Genomic DNA, 23215 nt, shown 5'->3' with positions numbered 1-23215 from the left:
ATGAAAATTATGCGGCAAGGGGTGAGAAGAGCTCTCTGAGTTCCTCCACGCTGTGTCTTCTGGTGAATGCGCAGAAGTCTTCGTTAGCTTCATGTTTTTCGAGGTAAACTTGCAGCATACGAACGATGAGGTCGGGGACTTCGGTGAATGGGATGGATTGGAAAACGTCCTTGGCGATGGCGCGGTTGTCGTCGACTCCGCCACCGAGCACGATGTGGTAGCCGTCTACGGTTTCACCATTTACCTTGCACGGTGCACCTTGCAGGCCGATGTCGCCAATGTAGTGCTGGGCGCAGCTGTTGGGGCAGCCAGTTAGGTGAATATTGAGCGGGCAGTCTAGGGTGACGCGCTCTTCGATGTATTTGGCTAACAATCGCGACTGGCTCTTGGTAGCGGCGGCGCCTAACTTACACCCTTCGCTACCCGTACAGGCGACGAGCCCGCCGGAAACGTTAGTGGTGGTGTGGCTGAAGCCAATGGCTTTGAGGTCATCGAGGAAGGCTGGGATGTCTTCGTCTTTGATGTGTGGGATGATGAGGTTTTGCCAAGCAGTTAGGCGGATGTCACCTTTGCCGTATTTATCAGCTAGATCTGCAATGGCATGCATCTGGCCAGGAAGTAGGCGGCCAACGGTGGTGACTACGCCGACGTAGTTGAGGCCAGCTTGTTTCTGCTGGTGAACGCCAAAGTGACCTTGGCGGTCTTTGATAGGCATTTCGGCACATTTTTCCAGCTCGGCGAAGCGCAGTGGGAAGGCGAGTTTTTCTTGAACTTTTTCTAGCAGCTTAGCGTGACCCCAGTCATCAACGATGTATTTGAGGCGGGCTTTTTTGCGGTTCGTGCGGTCACCATTTTCAATGAATACACGAAGGATGGCGGCGGCGACAGGAACACATTCGTCTGGGCGAAGCAGCACACCGCAGTCGCTAGCGAGCTGGCGGTGGCCAGTGATGCCACACAGCTGCATGCGGAAGTAGACGCCTGGCTCGACGCCAGCTTCTTCACCTGCTTCGATGGCATAAAATCCGATATCGTTAGTATCAGCACAGGTGCTAACCGCACCGCCACTATCAAAGCAGATGTTGAACTTGCGCGGCATGCCGTAGAGGTCGCGGTTGTTCATGATGTAGTGGTGCATGGAGCGCGCCAGCGGCATCACATCGATGAGTTCTTGTGGGTCAAATCCTGATGTCGGTGTGGCGGTGACGTTTCTAACGTTATCAGCGCCGGCACCACGGGAAGTGAGGCCGAGGTCGGTAAGTTTGTTGAGCGTATTGACGACGTTGCGCGGCATGATCTCGCGGATCTGGAAGTTGCCACGGGTGGTGATGTCGGTGTAGTTGCCACCCCAGTCGGCTGCCATTTCTGCCATGCCGCGGAACTGCAGGCTGTTCATCTGGCCACCGGGAATGCGGCAGCGCAGCATGAATGAATCCTGAGCTGGCTTGACGTGGAACATGCCGTAAAACTTGTAGCGGAACATGTCGTCTGGATCTGGGAAGATGTCCTTGGCGGCGTTGACACACATGGTGTCCCAGCAATCGAGGCCATTTTGTTTGTATTTGATGAGCTCTTCTTTGCACAGGTCGTCAACTGGTGTGCCGTAGACATCTTCTTCTGGGTCATTGGTGAATTGCCCAGCTGCATTCTGCCCGAGAAATGGGTAAGCAGTGCGCACGCGCTCAGCTAAATACTGCTTTTGCTCTTCTGTGAATGGTCCGATGTAGCTCATACGAGCGCTTTATCAGCACAAGTCGTGCCAAAAATCAGAGGACGCTTAAAAAATGATGAAAATTGCTAAATGTGAGATCTAATCAGTCGTTCTAGCTGGCGGCAAGTTATCATGCATGAATTTCATCGATGCCGCCGATGAGTGGTGTTTGTGGTGGTTGGGCCGCTTGAATGGCTTAGTTTTGTCTCGCCCCTTTGGGGCTTCAGACTTGTTGGTGGCGTTATCCCAGACCTGCGTTGGGCTTTCAGCCCTGCCTTGGTCTGGGCTGTAGTCTCTCGGTCCTTTGGACCTTTTTTAGGGGGGCGTCGGTGAGGGTGGCTGGACGGTGGAAAAGCTAGCTGGGCGATGGAAAAGCTAACTGGATGGTGGAAAAACTAGCTGGATGGTGGAAAAGCTAGCTGGGCGGTGGAAAAACTAGCTGGGCGGTGGTGAGGGTGGCTGGACGGTGGAAAAGCTAGCTGGGCGGTGGAAAAACTAGCTGGGCGGTGGTGAAGCTAGCTGGGCGGTGGTGAAGCTAGCTGGGCGATGGAAAAGCTAACTGGATGGTGGAAAAACTAGCTGGATGGTGGAAAAGCTAGCTGGGCGGTGGAAAAACTAGCTGGATGGTGGAAAAACTAGCTGGATGGTGGAAAAGCTAGCTGGATGGTGGAAAAGCTAGCTGGGCGGTGGTGAAGCTAGCTGGGCGGTGGAAAAACTAGCTGGATGGTAGTGAAGCTAGCTGGATGGTGGAAAAGCTAGCTGGATGGAGGAAACGACCTGCTAGATGATGCAAAATTAGACGATGCTGAGATTCTGCTTCATTGAGGGTCATTCATGCCAGAGCCATTTCATCAATGAGCTGGCGGGCTTGTTAGTCAGCTGGTGCGCCGATGAGCCCGCGGGTGTGGCAGCTGGGGCAGGTGAGGAAGGTTTTGGCGCTGTGGTTGGTTTGGCCGATTTCTTCGTGCATTTGGGACTGGCAGAATGGGCAGTTGCTAGGTAGCGGGAGAAATTTATCTAGCAAACGGTGGCGATTTCTAAAAAGGAAAACGAGCGCGATGAGCTCGGCTACGATGAAAGCGCCGATGATGGCTATGGCTGGGCCAGCTGGCTGGATGGTGGTGAAGGCGATGGCGGCGCTAACTAGCGGGCTGACCAGAGTGATGGCTGCTAGGGCGATGGTGACGAGTCCGCGGGAGAATTTGCGCCACGCGTAGCTACGCACTTGTTGGCGAAATTGTTGGGCATCGGCTGAGTCTTCGCTGATGCCAGCTGGGAATGAGAACCATTGGGACACGGCGGTGTGGGTAGCGTTTTTCCAGCTAGCTGGGAAGGCTGGAGTTTGGCTGGGGGAATAGTATTAGCTAGTGAGCTTCATGTCTGAGCTGTGGATGCGCTGGTAGCTGCCGGTTTTGGCGTTGCCGCCGATGTAGACGGGGCGCTGGTGGGCGGGAGCTTGGGGGATATGGATGTGGATGAGGTTTTTGCCGGCTATGGTGAGCACGCGGATGGAGTCTGGTTCTAGCAGGTTGTGGCTAACGATTTTACGATCATTGGCGCCAGCTAGCAGTTCGTCGATGACTTTGCTGGGATTTTCTATGCCTGAGATGATGTAGGATTCGTCTGGCAGCTCTAGCAGCCCGAGGAAAATATCACCGCCGTGGGTATTGGCGAAGGCGCTGTAGGTTTCCCAAATATCATGTGGCAGGTGGCCTGAGCCGTCGCGTCCTTGGGCGAGTTTGCATTCTACGTCGACGCTCTCGCGCAGCTGGGCGATGTCGTCGAGTGAGTAGATTTTGTGCATACGGCAATGTAAACAGAGGTTTGTAGCATGGCAAGGATTGGCGGGTTGTGAGCAATCAGGCGCTAGTTATCTGCGGGTTTTTGCTGTAACTTGTCTATTATCAGCTGGTCGCAAGGTATTGAGTTTCAAGCTGGTGTTTAATCTATCAAGAGCAACTCTGGCCAGCTGGCTGAGTTCATGCCCGCAAGGAATTATTTATATGAAGAAGAAATTACGCAAAGCATTGTTTTGGCTGCACTTAGTGGTGGGGATTTTGGCTGGAGTGCTGATCGCGGTGATGTGTTTCACGGGTCTGGTTTTGGTTTTTGAAAAAGAAATCCTCAGCTGGGCGGAGCGCGATGTTGTGGAGCTGAAGGTGGAGGATGGCGCTGAGCGCTTGTCTGCCGATGTGATGATGGCGCAGGTGAGAGCCGAGCACCCTGAGCGACGATTTTCCAATCTGGTGGCGGCAAATGATGAGGGGAAAATGTGGACGCTGCGAGCTGGCCGCCGTGAGTTTGTGTATCTCAACCCATACACGGCTGAGGTGGTGGAGCCGCCAGCTGCGGGATTGCGTGAGTTTTTCTGGGTGAATTTCCAGCTACACCGCTGGATGCTGATGAAGGGTGAGTCTAGAGATACGGGCAAGGCGATCAATGGCGCGGCGAACCTGGGATTCCTCGGCTTATGCATCACTGGGCTGTACCTGTGGTGGCCAAGAAATCTGAAGTGGAAATCATTCAAGCAAGCGATGAAACTGAAGTGGCCAAAGGGTGGCCAGGCTAGAGATTTTAACTGGCACAATGTGTTTGGTTTCTGGTTTTTGCTGCCATTGATCATTGCTACGGCGACTGGCGCGTATTGGTCTTATGGCTGGGCTAGAGACTTGTACGATGGCGCGCTGGGGCCACGGGTGACGCGAATGCCGCTGGAGCAGCCAGCTGAGCAAATGAGCCGAGGCGCTCAGGGGATTTCGCTAGAAAAGCAGCTGGAAATTGCCGCTGACTGGAGCCCTGAGTGGAAGACGATTTCGCTTCCTGTAGGCAAAAAAGCGATTGCGCCGTGGCTGAAAAATACCATCTCGGTGAGCGAGGGGCAGAATTTCCCAGCTGATCCGTCGCGTCTGGTTATCGATCCAGCTAGCGGCGAGATTGTGGATGAGCAGCGCGCTAGTGAACTGAGCACCAAAGAAAAATGGCGAGCGTCCATCAAGGGGGTGCATACGGGAACTGCTGGCGGATTTATTGGCAAGCTAGTAGGCGCGCTGGCCTGTGTGGCTGGCATGCTGCTGGTGTATACTGGCTTTGCGTTGAGCTGGCGCAGACTGGCTAGGTTTCGCAAGAAAAAGCGCGCTTAGTGAAAATTTGTTTTAAACTTATGTAACGCATTCATTTTTAGTTCGTTAGTAGTTTTGGGTGACGGGGTTACGTCGCCATTAAGGGAAACCTCTAAGGAACGAAATGAAAGTGAAACATAAAATTGAAACCTCAAAATTGAGGAATGCGGCTGCAGTAGTAGCGGTGATGCTGGGGGGATTCAGCCAGCCACTCTACGCAGTGGATGTAGATACGGAGCTCTTGCTGCTGGTGGATGTCTCCGGCAGTGTGGACTCCTCGGAATACGACTTGATGATGCAGGGCTACGCCGATGCTTTTGACTCGGCTAGTGTACTCAGTGCCATCCAGAGCGGTGCTCAGGGAGCGATTGCCGTATCCTTGGTATTCTGGTCAGGCGCTACGCAGCAACAAGTGGGCGTCGACTGGATGCTGATTGACGATGCGGCCTCGGCAGCGGCTTTTTCGGATGCGATAGAAGCATCGACTAGGCCCTTTAACGGAAGTACAGCTATTGGCTCAGCATTACAATATGGAGCTACGGCTTTTGGTACTGAGACGGGCCAAGCTGATAATGGCTTCACCTCAGTATCACAGATCATCGATATCTCAGGTGATGGTACTGATAATAATACACCGCCTGATGAGGTATCGCGTGAGCTCAATGTGCAAGCTGGCCGAGATGCCGCTCTGGCGTCCGGTGTGGACATGATCAACGGTTTGCCGATTGGTGATGAAGACGGAGTGCTTAAGACCTATTACGAAGATAATGTGATTGGTGGCTCAGCTGGCGGGGTGGATGCTTTTGCCCAACAGACTGATACTTTTGGTGATGTACAGACATCATTAGAGGCCAAGCTGATCTCTGAAGTGGGCGCAGGCGCGGTTCAATCCACTGCGATCCCAGAGCCGCGAGTCGCTGCTCTAGCTGGCTTAGGCATGTTGTTTATTTTGTGTAAAAGACGCGTCTAATTGACCTCAAATCAAAATCAGCATGAGCGGGCGTATACATAGAGGCAGTAGTGATCCAGATCGCAGGCACCAGATTCATTGTGAAATCATTGGCAAGGAATTGCTCAATGGTGACTATGAACCTCGTTGTTACGCCCGTGCATGCGCTCAATGCGACGGTGATGAAAATCTACGGCGCTCAATTTATGCTAAGGAGCGAATGGATTCGCTGCAGAAAATAGATGCGGTAGAACCATTCTCCGCAGTGCTCAATACCGATTCCTATGAGAAGCGCAGCTCGCGCAAACGTAGATCCAGCAGCAAAGACACAGCTGATGGAAAATTAGAAATTAGCAAACTAAGTGGTTATATAGATAAGCTGCTAAAGCTGATAGATGTGTCGCTCAAACATTTCTGCATGGCTCTAGCAGCTACGGGTTCATTGATCGTCTATCGCCTCTGGTCCGATGGTGATATCGATGAACGAATTTATTGGCAGGTCATTTTAGTAGTAGTTCTCAGCCTGGTAATGCCGCTAGTGAGCTATCTAATGACATTGCCGTGGGTGGCTGGCATCGAGTACCGGAAAATTCTATCTATCTGGGTGCCGAGCCTATGTTTGTTATCTACCATCTCAGGTTTCTATCTGCTCAAGGCTGGTATCCCTGAGCGTAACAAAATTGCAGAAAAGGCAGCTCCAAAAGTGGAGCATGTTGAGGTGCTAGTGCCAGCCATGAGCATGCAGCAGCCAGATGAGCTGGGCAGCGAGATCACTATGAGTGACTAAGCTTAGGGCTTGCTAGCAGCTGGAGATTTTCTCCAGAACATCCAGCGGCGCGGTTGTTTGCGTCTCTCTAGCATGTGCTCGGTGACGATCAGCGCGACAATGCAGAAGATGCCAGCGAAGAGGATCTGGGCAATGCGAAGGTAGAAGTTAGAGCTAGCCTCGGCGTCATTTCCTGTTGAGCTGCCGAGCAATACCAAAAAGGTAGTAAAGCCAGACATCCACGAAGCAGCGTTTTTGCTAGAGGTCATCTTGTGGCAGAAGAACAATGAGAAACAAAGGGTGAGGGCAACCAGAAAGTCGTATTTAGGAACTGCCACAAGCAGGTTGTAGGCAATGATGATGGCTACCCCGCCAATGGTGCAGGCGATAGAGTTAGCCTTCATCACTTTGATGCTGGCGTTAGTATTTGGTGTGCCAGCCATCATGCAGATGTAAATCATGGCTAGCGAGTATTGTGCTAGATTGAGGGTGAAAAATAACATCACCGCTGTGGTAGATACAATGGTGCTAACCAGCGCTAGGCGAGCTCGTTCTTCGCGCGGCGCTATCGGTGGTTTGGCTGGTGGTGCTTTCTTGGCTCCAGCTGCTGGCGCCGGCATGATGGTCGCTAGGCTGTTGGGAACTAGCTGGAAAAATAGCCAGGTAAAAAACAACCCCAGCGACATGTTGATAAACAAATAAGTCGTGATCAGATGGGCCGCCATCGTCGCCTGCAGCGCAAGGATGGGCACCATGGTCACGCCCATGGTCATGAAGATTGTCGCCATTGGCGGCGCCTTCGCATCGTTATAGTAGATGAAGAAGAATATTAACAGATAGAGCGGCAGGCAGAGCAGCGGGTAGCGAATGAAAAACTCCGCAATCACTAAACCCATAAGTAAACCAACCGTTAGGCGCTTGAGTAGCTGGCTAGCCACTTTCCAGCCAATCCACTGCGGGAATGGCAGCGCCAAAAACATGGCGGCGAAAAGCGGCATGATAAATGACAATGGCCAAGCCATGCCGTAGGCTACCGCCACTGAGGTGGTGGCTCCGAGAGCGATGCGTAGCGCTTTGACGTTGGCTGGTGTCATGATCTTAGCTTGGCCCTGCTAGGGGCTAGTAGATGTGTGAGAAGAAACTAACGATGCGTATCCACGCTTTGCCTAAGCTATTAAAGACAACGCCGTCACCTGTATAGACGATCACGTTAGACTGGCCATTGACTCTTTTGAACCCTTTGGCGTTAGCGTCTGTGAAGTCGATAATGACGGGAAATTGCTGAGCTTCACGAAGCCACCCTTGAGTGGTTTTTACGGTGGTGAGTCCACCTAGCTGGTTGCCTGTGTTGTCGTCTACTCCAAAGGAAACACTGCGCACGTGGCCAGTGAATACCTTACCCGGTGCCGCATCGAGCACGATTTCTACTGAGTTGCCGGGCTTGATTCTGCTGAGGCTATTTTCACGCATGTTAGCCTGAATCCAAACATCCCTCACAGAAATGAAAGTCATGATTGGCGCGCCAGTATTGGCAAAGTGGCCGACGTCGACGGAGAAGTTAGTAATCACACCATCAGCTGGTGCTACGATAGTGGCGCGCTGCAGGTCGAGCTGAGCCTTCTCTAAGTTAGCCAGTGCGGATTTGATGCGTGCATTGTCTTGGCCAGTTTGCCCGAGGTTGCTCTTGGCTTTTTCTAACTCAGATTTTGCGCTGAGCAGTTGAGCTTCGCTAGAGGCGATGCGTGAACGCGCATCATCGGCACGTGACATAGACGCTGCTCCTTGTTCAGACAGACGAATAATGCGCTCACCCTTCACCTTGGCGTTGGTTAGGTTAGCTTCAGCCTCGGTGACTTTCGCCTGAGCTGTGGTGACAGAAGAAACATCCGCACTGGATGTCTGGCTCGCCTGCTGCAGGTCGGCTTGAGCTTGTTCTACAGCCAGCTGGTATTTCTCGGCATCAATTTCAATGAGCTTGTCACCAGCTTTCACCAGCTGGTTGTTATTGACGTAAACTTTGGAAATATTTCCAGACACCTGAGCTGAAAGTGGCACGATGTAGGCGTCGACTCGGGCGTTGCTCGTATAGGGCACATACTTGTCACTGAGAATGTGAGCAAAGAACATGACGATGACCAAAACCACAGTGATCTTTGTCCAGAATTTGATAGGATCACGTTTTGGTTTCTCAGCTGCGGGTTCAGCTGCTTTTGAATCTGATGCTTCTTCTGACATAATGAAGGTGGGTTAGATTAGGAGTCTTGTGATGGTAAGTTGTTTTGTTCCTGCTGTGATTGTTCGCCGTACTTGGTTGTTTTTCCATACATACCAACGAGCCAGGCCACGAGGATGGCGGTGAAAAATTGTCCAACAATAGCCTGCATCTGGCACAGTGATGAGGCGGCTGGGTTTTGTGGAGTGATGTCGCCGTAGCCTAAAGTTGTTAGCGTGACGAAGCTGAGGTAATTGAAAATATGTAGATCGGTGCGGCCATTTTCAGCTATCAGCGTGCCGGAATATGATCCCGGAACCAGATCTTGCAGCAGCGCGTAGGCTGACCCCCACATCAGCCCCATCAGCATGTAGATGCACATGGCGCATAGGATCACAGCAAAGTTGATGGTTTCCACCTTGGCCATTTGTTTGAAAAAGGAGGTGATTACCATGCCATAGAAAAAGATGAATAAGAGGAAGCTGCTTTCTACGCTGAAGCGCACATCGATGATGTGGCCTAACCAATAGACAGCTAACAATGGCAGAAGGATCATGGTCGCGATTGATCGCTGTTTGCGCGCCTTTTGCACAGCTAGGGTGGCCATCAGCAAAACGCCAGTGACACAGCCATGAATGATGTATTCTGTGGCTGTGTTAGCTGGAATCATCGGGCTGATAAAAACGTAAATCAGCAAGATGGCTAGTAGTCGTCCAAAACTGTTTTTATTATTCATACTCAAAGAGGGAATTATTTTTTGTTAGCTGGAGAGCTTTCCACAGCTGGCTGCGGCGGGGTCATGAATTTGCCCCAGTCTGTGCGCTGCATCATCTTGTTCTTTATGTCCTGAGGGATGGTGGCTTCGCGGTCTTTATCCGTCCATCCACCGCCGAGAGCTTTGTACATGGAGATCAAGTTAGTAGCGATGGTTCCCTGAGTGGCAGCGTACTGATCCTGCTTCTGGGTGAGTGAACGTGTAGAGTCTAGCACCCTCTGGTAGTCAGCTAGACCTTCTTTGTATTGCAGCATGGAGAGCTCAGCTGAGCGTTCAGATGATTCCACACCTGTGCGCAAGAATTCTGCTTCGCGCTTTGAGTTAACAAAACCAGTCATGCTGTCTTCAACCTCACGCGCAGCATTGAGCACGACGTTTTGGTAGCTAGTTAGGCTTTGTTCAAAGCGTGCATCTTGCACTCTGACGGAGTTTTTGATGCGTCCGTAGTTGAGAATATTCCAGCGAAATGCTGGGCCGAAGGTAAAACCAAAGTTGTCAGCATCAAAGATGTCGCTGAGCTCGTTAGGGCCAGCGTCGGATGCGCTCCAGCCGAGCGAGCCGAGGAGTGTAAAGCTCGGGTATAGGTCAGCTTTGGCAATGCCGATCTGCTGGCTCTGGGTGATGGCTAACATCTCGGCCTCGCGCACATCGGGCCGGCGGCGGAGAAGCTCAGCTGGTACGCCAACGCCAACGGATGTTGGTGCTTGTGGGATTTTGCCAGTAGTCGCAATCATCGACTTGGTTGACCCAGGTGATTGACCTAGCAGTACAGCCAGAGCGTTATGAAATTTCTGCAGTGATGTCTGCAAGTTAGGAATCTGTGCCTGAGTTGAGCTAAGTAAGGTTTGCGCTTGCAGAACGTCGAGCTCAGTCACCGTGCCTGCTTCAAACTGCAGCTTGACCAGCTCTAATGAATCCGTTTGTAGTTTGGCGTTTTTCTTAGCTAGCCGGATTCGTTCTTCCAGCGTGCGGATGTTGACGTAGTTCGTCGCTACCTCAGCGGTGAGGGAAACGAGAATGTCGTCGTAGCTAGCAATGTCAGCTAACAATGAAGCATTTGCGGAGTCGATAGAGCGGCGGAATTTCCCCCAGAAGTCGAGCTCCCAAGCAGCGTCAAAGCCGAAACTTGCGGTGGTGAAGTTAGGGTCATTTCCCGGTGCGCGGACACGAAGTAAATCACCACTTGCCGCTTGGCTCTGCGGGAACATATTGCCCTGCGAGATGCCGAGGATGGCGCGTGATTCAAGAATTCTCAGTGCTGCGGTGCGCAAGTTTAGGTTCTGATCTGCGGCCGTACTAACGAGATTGTTTAATGTTGGGTCATTAAATTGTTTCCACCACTCTAGGTTGACCTGACTGTTTGGGCCAGAGGCGAGGCTAGCATCAGATTCGCTCCAGCTGGCTTCGATGTCAGTGGCTGGGGCGACGTAATCAGGGCCTATCATGCAGCTGCCGAGTATCAATGGACTGCAGCAGAGTGTGGCGGTAATGACTTTCATGTGAAGTGGGTGAAAAGGTTAGTTAGGCTGGCTCAGCGTCGTCTTGCGCAGCTTCTTCGGAGCTAGTATCCTTGTTATTAATAGCAGCGTCTTTCTCATTCACCCAAGCCATGAAGATGGTGTACATGATAGAGAGAACGACTGCGCCAACGAATAGTCCAACAAGACCTGATAGGATCATGCCGCCAATGGCGCCGAGAAGGATAACGAGCATTGGGGTATCAACACCGCGCGACATGAGCAGTGGCTTGAGAACTCCATCACCAAAGTTAATGATGAGCGCCCAGATGAGGAAAATAGTGGCAGCGGTACTGCTGTTGGTAGAGAATACGTAGGCGGCCACTGGTCCCAAGATGAGGATTGGTGGAAGCTGCATGATCGCACACATCATTACGGCGAGACCGAAGAGACCAGCAGCTGGCACATCGACGGCGACCATGCCAATAGTGGCGAGCACGGCCTGGATGAGGGCAACTCCAACAACACCTTTCATCACGCCACGGATGGTAGCGGTGGTGAGGTCGGTAAACTCGACACCTTTAGGGCCAGCGATGGCGCTGATGACTTTGCTAGCAGCTGCGCGTCCTTTATCTGGAGAGACCATAAAGATGCCAGCGATAATGAAGGAAATGACAAACTGAAGAATAGCAAATACACCGCCTTTGATAGATCCGAGGATGGAGGTGGCTAAGTTTTGCGCAAAGGGATTGGTATTTTCGATGGCTTCCTTGATATCGGTGGAGGCCATGTTCCAGATGTTAGCGATTTTTTTGCCAATGACTGGGATGTTTTCTACTTTTTCTGTAGCTGGTGGTAGGTCTAGCCCGCCAGCTTTGAGGTTCTTAGCTAACCACTGCACGGCCTCTAATGATGATTCAGCTAGTAAGACGACCGGCATGATGAGCGCGGCAACGGCAATCAGTGTGAAAAGCGTACATGCGAGCTTTCGGCGACCACCTAGCATAGCGGTTAGTTTGCCCATTAGAGGGGTAAAAGTAACCGCAATGATAATCGCCCAGAGGACCGGCATCATGAATGGTTGGATGATATTGAACGACCAGATGGCCATTAGTGCGAGCACACTGATTTTGATAGCGGCTTCAATCGCGTTTTTGACAAAGTGATCGTTGCTAGCGTCTGTTGGGCTGTTCATGATAGAGATTTACTGGTGGTGGATTGTTCTAATTAGTGCATTTCCTGCTAGTTGGGTCAAGAGTCATCTAGCGAATGTTTGAGTTAAACAGGTTAATTTGATGGGTTGAGCATTCTGTTGGGAAGGAGTCTAGTGACATAGATTTTAAAACTATTGGTTAACATTAGTGCTGATTTGAGTATAGCTATGAGGACAGGCAATAAACACCACGCAAGCCATGGCATTGACTCCAGAACAAGAACGAGACTTCGTAGGTCTGCTAACTAAGCATCAGGCTTCTATCCAGGCTTACATTATTTCCATGATGCCGGGTTTTTCTGGGGTGGCAGATATTTTGCAGGAAACAAATATCATTCTGTGGGAGAAGCGTGAGGTGTTTGAGTTTGGCACTAACTTTGGTGCTTGGGCGAATACCGTGGCGCGTTTTCAGGTGCTCAAGCAGCGTGCGAAGCTGAAAAAAGCGGACGTGCCTATCATGGATGAAGGGGTGATGGATTTTCTAGCATTGCAGTGTGATGTTTCTGAGGAAGAGAGTGATTACCGGCTAAAATCATTAGATGAATGCTTACGCGGCTTGAGTGAGCCTGATAGATGTTTAATCGAAGCCCGCTATGGTTCGCGGATGAGCTTGCGTGAGTACGCGGGTGAGATCAATCGATCTGAGGGAGTTTTGAGGGTAACCTTGTATCGCATCAGGCAGGGTTTACGCCGGTGCATCAACGGAAAACTAGTGGCAAGGAGTGTGCAAAATGTCTAAAAAGCCAACTGACGAACTGATTAACGATCTGTTTGAAGGGGTGATCACCCATGAGGAACTTGTGCGTTTGGAGGCCGAGTTGTTAGTAGATGCGAATGCTCAGGAGAGTTATAAAGATCATGTGATGCTGCAATGTGGGCTTGAGCAAATGGCCAGCTATAAGGTGACTTCTGTGAACGATGTGATTTCATTTGATGAGGTCTTGCGCCGTCAAAAAATCCGCAACTTCAAACGCTCCTCTCTAGCAGCAGCGGCGATTTTTTTGCTGCTGGGTGTGGCCTTGTACTTTGTTCATTTTGCGCGTCAGGGTGATGGCTCGGCAATGATCACGATGGCACCGCGATCTGTGATTAACCGGACTGGCCAGCCAGCTGAAGAGGGCCAGAATAGCCGTCTATCTGTTGGGTCTGTTATCGAACTCGCACAGGGATCTCTGCAGCTCACATTGGACAATGGTGTCCAAGGTTACGTGATCGGTCCGGCTAAGTTTGAGTACTCGGCTGAGAATGCATTGCGCTTAGATTATGGTTCGGCGTATTTTGATGTGCCACCAGCTGGCCACGGATTTGAGGTGTTAGCTGGCGATTTACGTGTGGTTGATCTGGGCACAAAGTTTGGCGTTTCTGCGATTAGAAATGAAGCGCGTGAAGTTCACGTTGTGCAAGGTCGCGTCTTGCTGAGCGGTGCAGCTGTTGGGCATTCGCTTGAGCTGGCTGGCAGTCAGGCGGTGAAGATAGATGATGCGGGTGAGGTGGTAGAAATCCCGCTGAAGCGAGGAAATTTCATCGAATCATTACCAGAAGATTTGCTCTATCTGCAGTGGTCATTTGAGTCTATTGTTGATGGTCGTGTATTTGCTGGTGGCAACCATCCGATTCTACCAGAATTGCGTACTGAGCTGGTAGAAAGTGAAAATCATCCTGACGTGGAGGCTGGTGGTTGGGTCGAGCAAGGGCCATTTGGCGATGCTTTGAAATTTGGTCGCAAAGGAATGAATGCCGTGACTAACTGGCATGGAGTAGCTGGCGATTCGCCACGCACGATTTGTTTTTGGGCCAAGCTGGATGCATCACGCCGATCAACAATCGTCAGCTGGGGGCGCAATGCTGATAAGAAGCATGCTAGTAAGTGGAAGTTAGAGCTGCGGCCAGATCATGATGGCCAATGGTTGTTTGGCACTAACATAGGTAAGCAGGTTAGCTATAGTCCTGTAGAAAATTTTGTTTTAGGCGATTGGTGCCACTACGCCAGCGTTTATACTGGTCGCGTTGCCGCTAATGGTTGGCCGGAGATCGAGCACTATATTAATGGCCAGCGGGTCACTTCCGAATGGAAGTCCATAGGCAAGCGGTTAGATCGTTTGCCTTCAGTACCGCCGCAGGTGGCTACTAGCTCAGTGGAGTCTGGCGCGCGTCCACTAAGCTTTGGTAAATTGGTAGAGAGTGAGCCTGGGCGCCCTAACGGTGCGATGTCAGGAGCTATTGATGAGGTATTTCTCTTTGCTGGCGCCTTGAAACAGGAGGAAATTCTCCACCTGATGCAGTATAACAGACTGCCCTAGTCATCTCTTCGTGCGCGTGGAGCTAGCTGGGGTTACATAATATAGAAGTGAAACAGTTGTTCGTCCTCTTGTCATACATTGAAGGCTATTTTTGTTAACATGTGGTCGTTATTTTTATGAATAAATATGCCGTGTGATCTTTTTGCACCTGAACGGGGTGGCTATATCGATAAAGCGGCGTGAAATAACACATAAAAGCTATGACTATAAAAAATAAAAAAGCCCTGCTGGCAGCGTTGGCAGTGAGCGCCTGTGCATCGGCTTCGCTGCACGCGGCGACGATTCGTATTGATATTGATCTGGATGCATCGAGCATGCTTAGCAGTGGGGGTGTAGACCCTAACAGCGACTCGAATAATGTAGATAAATTCGATATAGAATTGGGTGAAGAACTCTACAATCCTGATGCGGCAGATTTATATATTCGGCATAACGGTGGTACTGCGACTCGCACATCAAAGGCGAACTTTGTATTCAATATAGCGGACTTGGAGGCCCCAGTTGATGTGGATAATATTGAATCGGTCAATTTGGTTTTCACAATATCACACCAATTAAATGGTAATAACTCGTTAACGCTTACTTTTTCCCAGCTATCTGGTGTTTTTTCGTATGATCTAGATTCTCCTGTATCTGACGACCCTTCCTATATCCATTCTGCGGACGTAAAGGGGAGTGATTGGGCTGCAGGTCAATCAAAGTCAATTGATACTACTGAATTAGTAAAAGCTTGGATGGAGGGTGGTGATTCTGAGTTCAGCATATTTGTTGGTCATGATGAAAGTGGTTCTCAAGGTATTGGTTTTACAGGTATCGCTTTAGAGGTGAATACCTTTGATCCAATTCCTGAGCCTAGCAGCGCTGCTTTACTTGGTCTTGGTGGCTTGGCCATGGTGCTGCGTCGCCGTAAGTAAGTTTTATTATATCCGTGGCCCAGCGCGATGCGTATTTGAGGCCACGGATTTTTTGTTTTTTAGTGATGGTGGGGGATTTCCCATGGCTTGATAGATCGAGTGCTTATGAATAAATATATTTGTTGTGGGTTGTTGTTAGTTTCTGTTGGGCTGCTGGAGGCAGCTGAGCAGCCGAATGTGGTTTTGATGATGGCTGATGATATGGGCTGGGCGGATGCTAGCTATAATGATGGCTGGATTGAAACGCCACATCTGGATGAGATGGCGGCTGAGGGGATTGAGTTTACCCGTTTTTATTCTGCGAGTGCGGTTTGTTCGCCGACGCGAGCTAGCTGTCTAACTGGGCGGAACCCAATTCGTGTGGGTGTGCCATCGGCAAATGTTGGGCGAATTGAGAAGGAGGAAAACCTTCTTTCCGAAGTGCTGCAGGAGGCAGGTTATGCGACTGGGCATTTTGGCAAGTGGCATCTAGGCACGATGACGACTCTGCGTACGGACGCAAACCGCGGTAAAGCTGGCAATACGAACCATTACTCGCCGCCATGGCAGCACGGATATGATTTTGTTTTTGCCACTGAGTCTAAGGTGCCAACTTACGAGCCGATGCGCAAAAATGCTTCATTAGATATGCCTGTTAGCTTTGAGGATGAAAATTATTACGGCACGGCGTACTGGATGTGCCCAGATGACGAGAGTTCCTGGCAGACGGCTCTGGAGGGAAAGAGGGTGGCGCTGGATGACAATCTGAATGGTGATGATTCGCGCATCATGATGGACAGGGTGATTCCTTTTGTGGAATCGGCTGTGGCTGAGGGGAAACCATTTTTCACAGTGATCTGGTTTCATACTCCGCATAAGCCATTGGTAGATCCAGCTGGTGTGGCAGGTAAAGATTCAGCTACCTCGTATGATGCGGCGATTAGAGACATGGACGAGCAGATTGGGCGATTGCGCACTCGGCTGCGTGAGCTGGAAGTTTATGACAATACGATGATGTGGTTTTGCTCCGACAATGGCCCAGAGGGCGGCGATTCAGCGCCGGGTAGAGTCGGCGATTTACGCGGACGCAAGCGCGACCTGTATGAAGGAGGTGTGCGCGTACCTGGTTTGTTAACTTGGCCAGCTGGCATAGAGGCTCCTGTAAAGACTGACTATATAGCAAGCACGAGTGATTATTACCCAACCATTATCGATATGTTGGGTTTGGATTACCCTGCAGATCAAAAACCAATTGATGGCAATTCCCTGCGGCCATTGATAGAGGGTGAGCTTGCTGCTAGAACGAAGCCAATTGGTTTTGATTTCCGCAATCAGCTGAGCTGGGTGGAGCAGCAATATAAGTTGATCCAGCCAGCGGCGGATGCGGACTATGAGCTGTACGATGTTAGCGCTGATCCTAACGAAATAACAGATCTGTCTGATTTGATGCCTGAGAGAGTTGAGTCGATGAAGGCATCACTAGTAGCCTGGAAGCAGGCGATTGATGAAGATTATGGCTACAGCAATGGCATTGTGTTTGAGCCTAATGAGCCAGAGGTGGACCCATTGCTAGATTCAGATTGGGACGGCATTGCGGATATTTATGAGACGGGAACTGGAAGTTATCTGAGCCAGCTGGATACAGGTACTGGGCCAGCTTGGGTTGATAGTGATGGAGATGGCTGGGCTGATGGGCTTGAGTTGCTTCTAGCTACTGATCCAACAGATGACGCATCGGTGCCAGCGTTGAGCCAGCCAGTGACTACTGTGCTCTATCCATCTGAATGGGTAGTGGTGGCGACAAATGGTACGGCTGATGATCCAGCTACTGCAGAGGGCGCTGAGAGCTGGGGCAGCGCTGGAGAATTATTTCTCCGTGAGCGTGCGAGCAGTAATACACAGCGCAAGGCGCGGGTGTATTTGAAATTTGATCTAAGTTCACTGCCGGAGGGGATCGTGCATTCAGCTAATCTCTATCTGCACCAGACTGGTAGAATTAATAACAATGCTGATAGTAGCGAGCTTGAGTTAGCTTGGTTAGGTAAAGCGTGGAGTGCGGCAGCTGGGTCATATCCACTGTATGATCATATGCTAAATGAGCCGTCATTTGCTTTTGGTAAGTTAGACGATTTTGGCACGAATGCTTCGTCAGCTGGTGTTTTTGCAGCGGCACCTGGCCAGCTGGATTTCGCTGGTGGTTCTATCTGGCTGCGACCGCTGGTATCTAGCTGGCTGAATGACGCTACCTCTAACCATGGCATTGGCCTAGCCATTTCTGAGAGTGGCAATACGGGCATTTCCTTTTCCTTAGTAGACGATGAGTCGACTGCTGAGCTGGATGAATCGCTACGTCTGGAGGTGGTACAGTTTGCTTACGATAGCCATGGCAATGAGCTGCCAGACAGCTGGGAATATAAGTATTTTGGCACATCTGGTGAGCAGCTAGCTGAGGGCGATGATGATGGTGACGGGGTGAGCAATCGCGACGAGTGGCTGGCTGGAACCGATCCCACTGACAGCCATTCGGCTTTTGCCATCCAAGAAATCGCCAAGACTGGTGATGGTGCTCAGCTCAGCTGGAATGGTGAAGTGATGAGAAATTACTGGCTGGAAAGCTCAAATGACCTCGTCAACTGGGTCGTGGTCTCTGGCCCGATCTCTGGTGAGGGTAAGCCGATCCAGCTCATGGTGGATGTGGATGCCGAGTCGCGCCAGTTCATGCGCGTGCGGGTGCAGCCAAAGTGGTGAATTTAGCAACTAGCTGAAAGCAAGTCCCACACGTCCAGCTGGATGTGCTGGGGCTTTTTTGTCTCATGGTGACGGGGAAATAGGCTTATTCGCGGGCAAAAAAATACCCGTAACCGCCCCCTATTAGCAGTCACGGGTAATAGCACCACCACATAAATTGTTCAACTTTCGCTATACTAGCCGCTGCTGACCTTTGGTCCTCTAGCTCCCACACAAGAGGAGGTAAACAGTGCCTGGTGTAACTGCCGTTGAACTGCGTTGGTTACGTGAATATTGATAACCCATTTTTAGAATATATAAAGAGATTTTTTTCCGTGATGTGATTTAGTTTAAAACTTAGTATACATACTGTTTTTCTGTGGATTTCCAGAGTGGGCGAATGATCGCTTGCACCTAGGCCGTTGAGGTGCTTGTATCCGCGGCAAGATTAAAGAATTATAAGCACTATGGCTGAACGCGAAAATACCGATCCAGAGAAGATGGAAAAAATCGTTTCCCTGTGTAAACGCAAGGGGTTCATCTTTCAATCAGGCGAACTGTACGGTGGCCTTAACGGCTGCTGGGACTATGGCCCGCTTGGCGCAGAGCTGAAGCGTAACCTTAAGGACTACTGGTGGCGCAAGAACGTGCAAGAGCGCGACGACATCCTAGGCATGGACGGCTCCATCCTTACTCACCAGGCAGTACTCACTGCATCTGGCCACGTGGGTGGATTCTCAGATCCTATGTGTGACTGTCTGCTGACAAAAGCACGTCTGCGTGCAGACCAGATCGATCCACAGACCGGTACCGCCTACCACTACACAGGTGCGAGCCACGAAGAGAGTGGATTTTCTGTAGAGAAACCATACTCAGTACTGGTTACTGGCCCGAATGCAGATGAAAACAAAGCGCGCAAAACTGCCAAACAGTACTACGCACAGTTCCTCTCTGATAAGCAGATCGCGCCGAAGAAACTTAGCCTGCAGGGTGAAAGCACCAGCGAAGAAGTAGATACCATCCAGTACAACCCTGAAAATGGTTCACTGCTTACTGAAGCTCGTGAGTTCAACCTCATGTTCCAGACGAAGATGGGAGCTTCCTCTGACGACAATGATCCAAACGCAGTCGCTTACCTGCGCCCGGAAACTGCGCAGACGATTTTTGTCCAGTACAAGAACGTGCTCGATATCTCCCGCGTGAAGCTGCCATTTGGTATTGCCCAGATTGGTAAAGCATTCCGTAACGAGATCAACCCACGTAACTTCACCTTCCGCTCACGTGAGTTTGAGCAGATGGAAATCGAATTTTTCTGCCGCCCAGAAGATGGCCTCGCGCTGACTGAAGAATGGCTCGAGCGTCGCCTCACATTCTACGCAGAAATCGGTGTGCCGCGTGAAAAACTCCACGTGCTCGACGTTCCAGATGGTGAGCGCGCTCACTACTCAGAGAAAACATACGACATCGAATACGAATTCCCATTCGGCATTCAAGAACTCGAAGGTGTGGCCTACCGCGGCGCCTACGACCTCGGCAAACACCAAGAAGCATCTGGCAAAACTCTCGAGTACTTCGACGAGGAAACCAAAGAGCGCTTCATCCCGCACGTCGTCGAGCCATCAGCTGGCTGCGACCGTACCGTGCTCGCCGTGATCTGCGAAGCCTACGACGTAGAAGACCTCACCAAAGAAGGTGGCAAAAAAGACGTCCGCACCGTGATGCGCTTCAAGCCATGCGTTGCTCCTATCAAGGCTGCCATCCTGCCACTTCTCAAAAACAAGCCAGAGCTCGTTGCTAAAGCCAAAGAAGTGCAAGCACTGCTCCAGCCACACGTCAACGTCGCCTACGACGCCACTGCAGCCATCGGTCGCCGCTACCGTCGCCAAGACGAAGTAGGCACACCATTCTGCATCACTATCGACTTCGAAACACTCGGAGAAGAAGGTGGCGAAGACCTCAAAGACACCGTGACTATCCGCCACCGCGATAGCATGGAGCAAGAGCGCGTGAAAATCAGCGACCTGCTCGGCTGGCTCCTGCCACGCCTTGCCTAAGCAAGATCCAATCATCTACCAAACCGCCAGCTGGACCAATTCCCAGCTGGCGGTTTTTTTGTGCCGATGAGGGCGAAATGTGAGCTTAGAAGCTCCAGCCAGCGTACAAATGGAGCTAGCTCCCGCAGCTCTAGCCAGCTGGAAAGACTCAGGAAAAACCCGCTTTTGTGAAGGTGTAATCATGATTAATCCCTTTATTTATAAGGAATCATCGGTGAGACATAGAAAAAATGCCGTGCATTATTTGAAGGCAAATTCCAGCTGGATTTGGTTCCAACTAGCTGGCTAGCCCGAGAAAAAATACGGTGCATGATTTAGCCACGGAGTGGCGGTCGTTCGTAGCCCTAGGCAACGCCTAGGGGGAGAGTGGAAAAAATGGGAATAGCCACAGCGTGGCGACCGTTCTCCAAGCGACAACCATGATTTCAGCCAGCTCAAATTCCAGCTAGATCTTCTCCAGCTAGATCTTTTCCAGCTGGCTTGGGTTTCAGCTGGCTTGTAAAAAAATGCCGTGCATTATTTGAAGGCAAATTCCAGCTGGATTTGGTTCCAACTAGCTGGCTAGCCCGAGAAAAAATACGGTGCATGATTTAGCCACGGAGTGGCGGTCGTTCGAAGCCCTAGGCAACGCCTAGGGATTGAGATCCAGACAAGGGAATAGCCACAGCGTGGCGACCGTTCTCCAAGTGACAACCATGATTTCAGCCAGCTCAAATTCCAGCTAGATCTTCTCCAGCTAGATCTTTTCCAGCTGGCTTGGGTTTCAGCTGGCTTGGGTTTCAGCTGGCTTGGGTTTCAGCTGGCTTGGGTTTCAGTTTAGGCTGGCTAGCCCGGAGGGCTACTGGACTTTAGCCGCGGGTAAGCGAGCTCAGCGAGCGCCACCCGTGGATAGCCAAGCCAGGAAGAGGATTTCCCGGAGGGAAAATGGAAGAGATAGCTGGCTGGCATGCCCCCAGAAAAACCCACTTTTCAGGCCCATAAAACCATGCTAATCCGCATAGTTACAATGAACTGGAAAATTCTAGCCAAAAAATGCCGTGCATTATTTAGCCACGGAGCGGCGGTCGCTCGTAGCCCTAGGCAACGCCTAGGGATTGAGATCCAGAAAAGGGGAAAGCCACATCGTGGCGATCGTTCTCCAAGCGACGACCATGATTTCAGCCAGCTCAAATTCTAGCTAGATCTTCTCCAGCTGGCTTGGGTTTCAGCTTAGGCTGGCTAGCCCGGAGGGCTAATGGACATTAGCCGCGGGTAAGCTAGCTCAGCGAGCGCCACCCGTGGATAGCCAAGTCAGGAAGAGGATTTCCCGGAGGGAAAATGGAAGAGATAGCTGGCTGGCATGCCCCCAGAAAAACCCACTTTTCAGGCCCATAAAACCATGCTAATCCGCATAGCTACAATGAACTGGAAAATTCTAGCCAAAAAATGCCGTGCATTATTTAGCCACGGAGTGGCGGTCGTTCGAAGCCCTAGGCAACGCCTAGGGATTGAGATCCAGAAAAGGGAATAGCCACAGCGTGGCGACCGTTCTCCAAGTGACAACCATGATTTCAGCCAGCTCAAACTCTAGCTAGCCTGCGGCCAGCATTGAGTTTTAGCTGGTTTCAGCTCGGGCTGGCAGGAACGATCATAGCTGATATCTTTCGAGCGAATTTAGACAGACAATCTGAGCTGGGTGAAGTTTGCGGGCGTGTTGTACCGCATTCCATTTCCCCTCCGGGGAACCCACTAGCTAGCTAGGAAACCACGGCTTGCACTCGCTGGGCTCGCTGACCCGCGGCTAAAATCTTGTAGCCCTCTGGGCTGGCGAGGCTGCCTACAATGTCATCTTGTTTGTCTAGCAAAACTGCCGTCAGCTGGTTATATGCTAGCTAGTGTTATAGTTTCTAACTTTAACGTTTGTCTTTGGATTCTGATCTGCCTAGTGTTAGCACTATTAATAATTTTAGATATTATCTATGGAAAATTTACTAAAACTCTCGTCCATCATTGAAGATAAAGGTCACAATTTAGTTACTGAAGAGGCTACAAAAAACGGACTGATCATGCCTTTCATTGCTAACATACTAGGTTATGATGTTTTTGATGTGGATCAGGTAGTACCCGAATACATAGCTGATATAGGAATTAAAAAGGGGGAGAAAGTCGACTATGCTCTACTGAAGGATGACGAAGTTCAGATCCTCATTGAGTGCAAGAAGTTAGGTGAGCCATTGAAAAATGCCCATGCTAACCAATTGCTACGCTACTTCACCGTAACCAAGTGTCGTATTGCCATTCTCACAAATGGCGCGGAGTATCAATTTTTCACTGATCTCGATGTAGCTAACGTGATGGATAACAAACCGTTCATGTCACTAGACCTCAGGGACATTGACGATCATGTTGTTCCCGAAATCAAAAAGCTTAGAAGAGATACCGTTGATATTGAGGCAATCATGAGCGTAGCTTCAGAACTGAAGTACCTCAACCAAATCAAGAAGCAGCTCAAGGGTGAGTTTACAGAGCCAAGTGAGGAGCTTGTTAAATTTCTTACTGGGAAGGTTTATGAAGGGCGCATAACTCCAGCAGTAAAGGCCCAATTTACAGCGCTAACAAAGAAAGCGCTAAAGCAGTTTCTCAATGACAGTATCAATGAAAGACTGAAAACTGCTTTGAATAGTGACGTTCAGCCAATCGACGTAGAACTTCCTGATCCAGCAGTGGCGACAGAGCAAGAACCAGACAAATCTGAAATCGTGACAACGGTAGAGGAGATCGAAGGCTACAATATTGTGAAAGCTATCTTACGATCTGAAGTTGAAGTAACTAGGGTATGCGCACGTGATACGCTCAGCTATTTTGGCATTTTATTAGACGATAATAATCGTAAACCTCTATGTCGTCTTCATTTTAATCGAGCGCAGAAATACATAGGTATCATTGGTGAAGATAGGAAGGAAACTCGCCATCCAATTGATAGCATGGATGATATTTTTAAGTTTTCCGACCAGCTTCTGGAGGTGCTTAAGCGTTATAATTAGTTAGGTTTACAGCTAG

At 50.5% G+C, this 23215-nt stretch carries 19 protein-coding genes; 10 read left to right on the top strand and 9 right to left on the bottom strand.

The features are described from left to right. Nucleotides 1-7: 7 nt before the first annotated feature. The 3 genes from JIN82_RS06555 to JIN82_RS06545 form a co-directional block, all read right to left on the bottom strand. Complete coding sequence (locus tag JIN82_RS06555) at nucleotides 8-1732, bottom strand: NirA family protein (RefSeq protein ID WP_200310838.1); 1725 nt, start codon at nucleotides 1730-1732, stop codon at nucleotides 8-10. A gap of 850 nt (nucleotides 1733-2582) precedes the next feature. Next, nucleotides 2583-3008: a hypothetical protein gene (locus JIN82_RS06550; protein ID WP_200310837.1), complete on the bottom strand. Its 426-nt coding sequence runs from the start codon at nucleotides 3006-3008 to the stop codon at nucleotides 2583-2585. 63 nt (nucleotides 3009-3071) lie between these two features. Then, a complete protein-coding gene (locus JIN82_RS06545; RefSeq protein ID WP_200310836.1) occupies nucleotides 3072-3515 on the bottom strand; it encodes an AlbA family DNA-binding domain-containing protein in 444 nt (147 codons plus the stop codon). A 199-nt stretch (nucleotides 3516-3714) separates the two neighbouring features. On the opposite strand from JIN82_RS06545, the gene JIN82_RS06540 reads away from it, so the two are divergent. The 3 genes from JIN82_RS06540 to JIN82_RS06530 all read left to right on the top strand — a co-directional run bounded on the left by JIN82_RS06540 (nucleotide 3715) and on the right by JIN82_RS06530 (nucleotide 6566). After that, nucleotides 3715-4851: a PepSY-associated TM helix domain-containing protein gene (locus JIN82_RS06540; RefSeq protein ID WP_200310835.1), complete on the top strand. Its 1137-nt coding sequence runs from the start codon at nucleotides 3715-3717 to the stop codon at nucleotides 4849-4851. A 109-nt stretch (nucleotides 4852-4960) separates the two neighbouring features. Beyond that, nucleotides 4961-5800, top strand: coding sequence for a DUF1194 domain-containing protein (locus JIN82_RS06535; protein ID WP_325099479.1), 840 nt, complete (start codon nucleotides 4961-4963; stop codon nucleotides 5798-5800). A gap of 22 nt (nucleotides 5801-5822) precedes the next feature. Continuing rightward, the gene (locus JIN82_RS06530) at nucleotides 5823-6566 is read left to right on the top strand and encodes a hypothetical protein (protein ID WP_200310833.1); all 744 of its coding nucleotides are present in this window, start codon (nucleotides 5823-5825) and stop codon (nucleotides 6564-6566) included. A 2-nt stretch (nucleotides 6567-6568) separates the two neighbouring features. Here the strand turns inward: JIN82_RS06530 and JIN82_RS06525 are convergent, their stop codons facing one another. Genes JIN82_RS06525 through JIN82_RS06505 form a run of 5 tightly spaced genes read right to left on the bottom strand, consistent with a single transcriptional unit; the run spans nucleotide 6569 to nucleotide 12184 of the window. After that, on the bottom strand, nucleotides 6569-7639 hold the full coding sequence (locus tag JIN82_RS06525; RefSeq protein ID WP_200310832.1) for a DUF2955 domain-containing protein: 1071 nt from the start codon (nucleotides 7637-7639) through the stop codon (nucleotides 6569-6571). A 25-nt stretch (nucleotides 7640-7664) separates the two neighbouring features. Beyond that, the gene (locus JIN82_RS06520) at nucleotides 7665-8780 is read right to left on the bottom strand and encodes an HlyD family secretion protein (RefSeq protein ID WP_200310831.1); all 1116 of its coding nucleotides are present in this window, start codon (nucleotides 8778-8780) and stop codon (nucleotides 7665-7667) included. 17 nt (nucleotides 8781-8797) lie between these two features. Beyond that, nucleotides 8798-9493: a potassium channel family protein gene (locus tag JIN82_RS06515; RefSeq protein WP_200310830.1), complete on the bottom strand. Its 696-nt coding sequence runs from the start codon at nucleotides 9491-9493 to the stop codon at nucleotides 8798-8800. Nucleotides 9494-9507: 14 nt separating this feature from the next. After that, nucleotides 9508-11031, bottom strand: a complete 1524-nt coding sequence (locus tag JIN82_RS06510; RefSeq protein ID WP_200310829.1) for an efflux transporter outer membrane subunit — start codon at nucleotides 11029-11031, stop codon at nucleotides 9508-9510. Between the two features lie 22 nt (nucleotides 11032-11053). After that, nucleotides 11054-12184 (bottom strand): AI-2E family transporter, encoded by a 1131-nt coding sequence (locus JIN82_RS06505; RefSeq protein WP_200310828.1) that lies wholly within the window; start codon nucleotides 12182-12184, stop codon nucleotides 11054-11056. Nucleotides 12185-12401: 217 nt separating this feature from the next. On the opposite strand from JIN82_RS06505, the gene JIN82_RS06500 reads away from it, so the two are divergent. The 6 genes from JIN82_RS06500 (at nucleotide 12402) to JIN82_RS17165 (ending at nucleotide 20465) form a co-directional block, all read left to right on the top strand. After that, a complete protein-coding gene (locus JIN82_RS06500; RefSeq protein WP_200310827.1) occupies nucleotides 12402-12941 on the top strand; it encodes a sigma-70 family RNA polymerase sigma factor in 540 nt (179 codons plus the stop codon). Next, nucleotides 12934-14502 (top strand): LamG-like jellyroll fold domain-containing protein, encoded by a 1569-nt coding sequence (locus JIN82_RS06495; RefSeq protein WP_200310826.1) that lies wholly within the window; start codon nucleotides 12934-12936, stop codon nucleotides 14500-14502. Before JIN82_RS06500 ends, JIN82_RS06495 begins: the two co-directional genes overlap by 8 nt. Before the next feature lie 200 nt (nucleotides 14503-14702). Next, nucleotides 14703-15416, top strand: coding sequence for a PEP-CTERM sorting domain-containing protein (locus JIN82_RS06490; RefSeq protein WP_200310825.1), 714 nt, complete (start codon nucleotides 14703-14705; stop codon nucleotides 15414-15416). Between the two features lie 105 nt (nucleotides 15417-15521). Continuing rightward, on the top strand, nucleotides 15522-18143 hold the full coding sequence (locus JIN82_RS06485; protein ID WP_200310824.1) for a sulfatase-like hydrolase/transferase: 2622 nt from the start codon (nucleotides 15522-15524) through the stop codon (nucleotides 18141-18143). Nucleotides 18144-18589: 446 nt separating this feature from the next. Then, nucleotides 18590-20176, top strand: a complete 1587-nt coding sequence (locus JIN82_RS06480; protein ID WP_200310823.1) for a glycine--tRNA ligase — start codon at nucleotides 18590-18592, stop codon at nucleotides 20174-20176. Nucleotides 20177-20255: 79 nt separating this feature from the next. Next, nucleotides 20256-20465 carry a hypothetical protein gene (locus JIN82_RS17165; protein ID WP_234041821.1) on the top strand — a complete coding sequence of 70 codons (210 nt, stop codon included), beginning with the start codon at nucleotides 20256-20258 and terminating at the stop codon, nucleotides 20463-20465. 145 nt (nucleotides 20466-20610) lie between these two features. On the opposite strand, the gene JIN82_RS06475 is transcribed toward JIN82_RS17165, so the two are convergent. Continuing rightward, nucleotides 20611-20763, bottom strand: a complete 153-nt coding sequence (locus tag JIN82_RS06475) for a hypothetical protein (RefSeq protein ID WP_200310822.1) — start codon at nucleotides 20761-20763, stop codon at nucleotides 20611-20613. A gap of 1371 nt (nucleotides 20764-22134) precedes the next feature. Between JIN82_RS06475 and JIN82_RS06470 the strand changes: the two genes are divergently transcribed. After that, entirely contained in the window at nucleotides 22135-23199 is a 1065-nt protein-coding gene (locus JIN82_RS06470) for a type I restriction endonuclease (protein ID WP_200310821.1), read from the top strand. Nucleotides 23200-23215 lie beyond the last annotated feature (16 nt).

It is taken from the genome of Persicirhabdus sediminis, assembly GCF_016595495.1.
Classification (GTDB): domain Bacteria; phylum Verrucomicrobiota; class Verrucomicrobiia; order Verrucomicrobiales; family Akkermansiaceae; genus Persicirhabdus; species Persicirhabdus sediminis.
The sequence above is the reverse complement of the archived record's forward strand: the minus strand, read 5'-3'. Positions and strand labels throughout refer to the sequence as shown.